The sequence below is a fragment of the Lutibacter sp. genome, from assembly GCF_013041805.1.
Lineage (GTDB): Bacteria > Bacteroidota > Bacteroidia > Flavobacteriales > Flavobacteriaceae > Lutibacter.
Window position 1 is genome coordinate 1 of sequence record NZ_JABDRI010000070.1, and the last position, 3,911, is coordinate 3,911.

At 28.6% G+C, this 3,911-nt stretch carries 4 protein-coding genes; 2 read left to right on the plus strand and 2 right to left on the minus strand.

Features of this window, described 5'->3' with window-relative positions:
• Window positions 1–1,188, minus strand: a 1,188-nt coding sequence (locus tag HKP59_RS08905) for a sodium:proton antiporter (RefSeq protein ID WP_291805901.1), incomplete at its 3' end; no start/stop codon positions are given.
• A 207-nt stretch (window positions 1,189–1,395) separates the two neighbouring features.
• The gene (locus tag HKP59_RS08910) at window positions 1,396–2,799 is read right to left on the minus strand and encodes a hypothetical protein (protein ID WP_291805903.1); all 1,404 of its coding nucleotides are present in this window, start codon (window positions 2,797–2,799) and stop codon (window positions 1,396–1,398) included.
• Between the two features lie 114 nt (window positions 2,800–2,913).
• Between HKP59_RS08910 and HKP59_RS08915 the strand changes: the two genes are divergently transcribed.
• Together HKP59_RS08915 and HKP59_RS08920 are read left to right on the plus strand one after the other, a co-directional pair.
• Window positions 2,914–3,429 (plus strand): RNA polymerase sigma factor, encoded by a 516-nt coding sequence (locus HKP59_RS08915; protein ID WP_291805905.1) that lies wholly within the window; start codon window positions 2,914–2,916, stop codon window positions 3,427–3,429.
• A gap of 40 nt (window positions 3,430–3,469) precedes the next feature.
• On the plus strand, window positions 3,470–3,911 hold a 442-nt coding region (locus HKP59_RS08920), incomplete at its 3' end, for a FecR family protein (protein ID WP_291805908.1).

The window sequence follows — 3,911 nt, forward strand, 5'->3', positions numbered from 1 at the left end:
ACGAGCTGTTGTTGCGTTTAATAAAACCGTTCCAAGAACAATCATAAATACTAAAGGAGTAATATATTCAGCACCTGGTACTTTTAGCATAATTAATTTAATACCAAATAATGATGCGATTCCTGCGGCTACAATTCCTCTAGGACCCACCCAACTTATAAATAATTTCTCATTGAATTTTAAACCTGAATTAGCAGTGCTTAAAAAAACGCCTATTGGCCTAAGCACAAAAATCACTATTGCAAATAATACGAGTGTTTCCCATCTATACAACAACATCATATCTTCAATATTCATGTTTGCTGCCAACAGAATAAATAAAATAGATATTAAAAGTATACTGATTGATTCTTTAAAATATAGTATTTCTTTAAGCTCAGCAACTTTGAGGTTACCCAATACCATTCCCATAACTACCACTGCCAATAATCCAGATTCATGTGCGAACAAATCAGCTAAAACAAAAACAGCTAAGACTCCTGCTAAAGTTATTACGTTTAATAAATAATGCGGAATGAGCTTAAATTTTAAGGCATAAAACAAGGCGTAAGCTGAAGTAAAACCAATTGAAAGTCCAATAATTACTATTTTCCCAAATTCAACTAACGCATCTTTTGTATATTCATAACCTCCTTCAATACTAATAAACTCAAAAACTAAAACGGCTACTAATGCTCCAATTGGATCAATTAAAATTCCTTCCCATTTCAATACAGCAGATATGTCTTTTTTTAATGGTATATTTCTTAAAATTGGTCCAATTACAGTTGGCCCCGTTACGATTATTAAAGCAGCAAAAAGAAATGAAATTGCCCAAGATAAATCAAAGATATAGTGCGTGGCAATACCAGCACCTAAAAAAGTAACCAAAGAGCCTAAAGTAATTAGTTTTACAATAGATGGGCCTACATTTAAAATTTCATCTTTCTTTAAAGTTAAGCCACCTTCAAATAAAATAATACTAATAGATAATGAGACAAAATTATATATCCTCTCACCTGGAAATAACCCTTCAACACCATTCCAAACAGGCTCAATCCATTTGGTGCCATCTGCAGAAATAAAGGTTGACAAGGGCCCAACAAATAAGCCTATTAAAATTAATGGTAAAATTGCAGGAATTTTTAGTTTCCAAGCAAACCATTGTGCAATTATTCCTAAAATTATAATGCCTGATAACTCTAACATAGCTGATTATTTGGTAGGATAGCAATATAATTATAATTTGTTAATAATTAAAATGCTTTTTGGTAAACATCCTAAATACATACTTCAAAATATATTAGTGTAATTATGGAAGTTTACTGCCAATTAACATGCTAATCCTTAATTACTATATTAAAAAACCAAAGCCACTTTTTAAGTGGCTTTGGTACATTAAAACAAAAAAGGGGGTTAATTATTACGTTCAAAAACTAAGTTACTTTCTTCATTTCCATCATCATCTAAGTCATTTACTTCAACTCTTAAATTTTCAATTTCAACTACTACCCAGTCATCATTTAACTCATCAAAAGGTGTTGTTTCTCCAAAATCCAGTTCTAATTTTAATTTACCATCATCATAAATAACTGCCCAAGTTCCGTTTACAACATCGTCATTTTTAGTAGCTGTTACAATAAAATTTTCTTTAAAATCAAACACAAAATCATGGTATTCATTTGTGTAATTTTCACCATCATCCGTAAAGTTTGCAACTATCCAAGTACCTTCCTTTAAAATATCAACTAATTCACTGTTCTCATCAATGCATCTTTTTTCAAATTCAAGTTTATTGTCTTCAAAGCGTAACTCTATTTCATTATCATCTTCAATTTCATATAACACCCAGTTAAATGAAAAGTCAGAAAAATTATCAAATTCTAATTTAACTATAATTTCATCCATGGTAGTTTCAACTATCCAAGTTCCAATAATTTCGTTTCCACCGGCTTTAGCTACAACTGATCCATCTTCAAAGTATGTAAATACAAAATTTGTGTATTGTTCTGTTTTATCTAAATCGTTCACAATAATTTTGTCAACAGTCCAGCTACACAATACTAATAAGTTTCTAATTTGTTCTTCTGTACAGTCGTCACAATCATCATCATCATAATCATTATCATCATCTTCATCACACATTCCATCGGCATCATCAATTGCATTTTCAAGTTCTTCCATATCATTTATAGATAAAATTGTACCATCATAAAGTTCAACAGAGATTGGGAAATTTATTTGTACAATGTGGTAGTCTTCAATTTCATCAATAAGGTGATAAAAATCTTCATCATTTTCAACAGTTATTGTTTCTGCTAATTGATTTTCAGAATCGAAAATAGATAATGTTATTGGGTATATAAAATCTATACATTCAATATCATCATCAAATTCATTTTCACCTTCACATTGATCAATAAAACTTTCTAATTCATCAACATTAGCAATATTAATTTCAGAAAAATCGCTTAATATTATTACAATAGGAAAAATAATATCTAAACTATCATAATCATCATCAAATTCATCAAAAATGGCTTCAATCACATCAAAATCATCTTCTGAGTCAATAATTATTTCTAATCCGTTAACATTAACAGTTACAGGTAACTGAACACTAATACAGCTTGCATTATCAATTATATTATCTATTGAACCATCTTTTGTTGCTGTTTTTTGAACTAAAGTAGCCACTGTAGTATTTGCCTGTAAGGCTTCATTTTCTGGTGGTTGAATAATTTCTGACACTTCAGTTTGACAAGACGTTAATAGCGCTATGAATAGACTTAAAAATAGTACTGTAATTTTTGTTTTCATAATAAAATGTTTTGTGGGTTTATTATAGTAACAATTTCAATTTGAAATACCCTACCTTGTTCTAAAAAAAAATTATATTTACATAGGAATTTTAAACAAACTTATTTAAAATTAATGGATATAAAGAAGGAAACAGACTTTTGTAATGAAAAAAAATTTAGTGATTTTTTCCTAAATCATTCTAAATTACTACATAATTTTATTTATTATAAGTGTGGAGATTTTGATATGGCTAACGATTTGGTGCAAGATTCTTTTTTAAAATTTTGGAGTAATTGTAGTAAAGTACTTCCTGGAAAAGCAAAATCATTTTTGTTTACCATTGCTAATAATTTGTTTTTAAACGCTTATTCTAAATCCAACGTTGTTTTAAACTTTAAAAACTCGTTACCAAAAGATTATACTAATGAGTCTCCTGAGTTTTTATTGGAAGAAAAAGAATTTGGTAGTAAGCTACAAAAAGCAATAGCTAACTTAACCGAAGCTCAAAGAACTGCTTTTTTAATGAATAGAATTGATGGAAAAAAGTATAGGGAAATTGCTGAAATTTTAGGAATTTCAATAAAAGCTGTAGAAAAAAGAATTCATAATTCTTTGATAAATCTTAGAAAAGAAATAGGAAATATTTAATACAAGGTAGGGTAAACTTATTTTGAAATGTTATAATAATATGGAACAAAATTATTTTTTAGCCAAATGGCTTAATAATGAAATAACTGAAGAAGAACTCTTAAAACATATAAGTGAAGAAGAGTTACATTCCTATAAAAAAATAATTGCTTCAACAAACCAATTCGATGCTCCTAGCTTTAATGCAGAAGAAGCATTAAAGAACATGAAATCTCGTCGCCAAAAGAAATCAAAAGTAAAAAAGGGTAACTTTTTAACATATTCATACAGGGTTGCTGCTATGTTAGCAATTTTCTTTTCAGTCTATTATTTTGTTTCAAATAAAGAGACCAATTATAACACTCAACTTGCTGAAAAAATTAATTTTGAATTACCCGACAATTCTAAAGTTAATTTAAATACTGATTCTGAAATTACATTTAAAGCTAATAAATGGAATAAAAAAAGGGAATTAAACCTAAAAGGTGAGGCTTATTTTAATG

Coding starts and splice junctions, on each gene's coding strand:
- HKP59_RS08910 (WP_291805903.1), bottom strand. CDS start 2,799: ATGAAAACAAAAATTACAGTACTATTTTTAAGTCTATTCATAGCGCTA.
- HKP59_RS08915 (WP_291805905.1), top strand. CDS start 2,914: ATGGATATAAAGAAGGAAACAGACTTTTGTAATGAAAAAAAATTTAGT.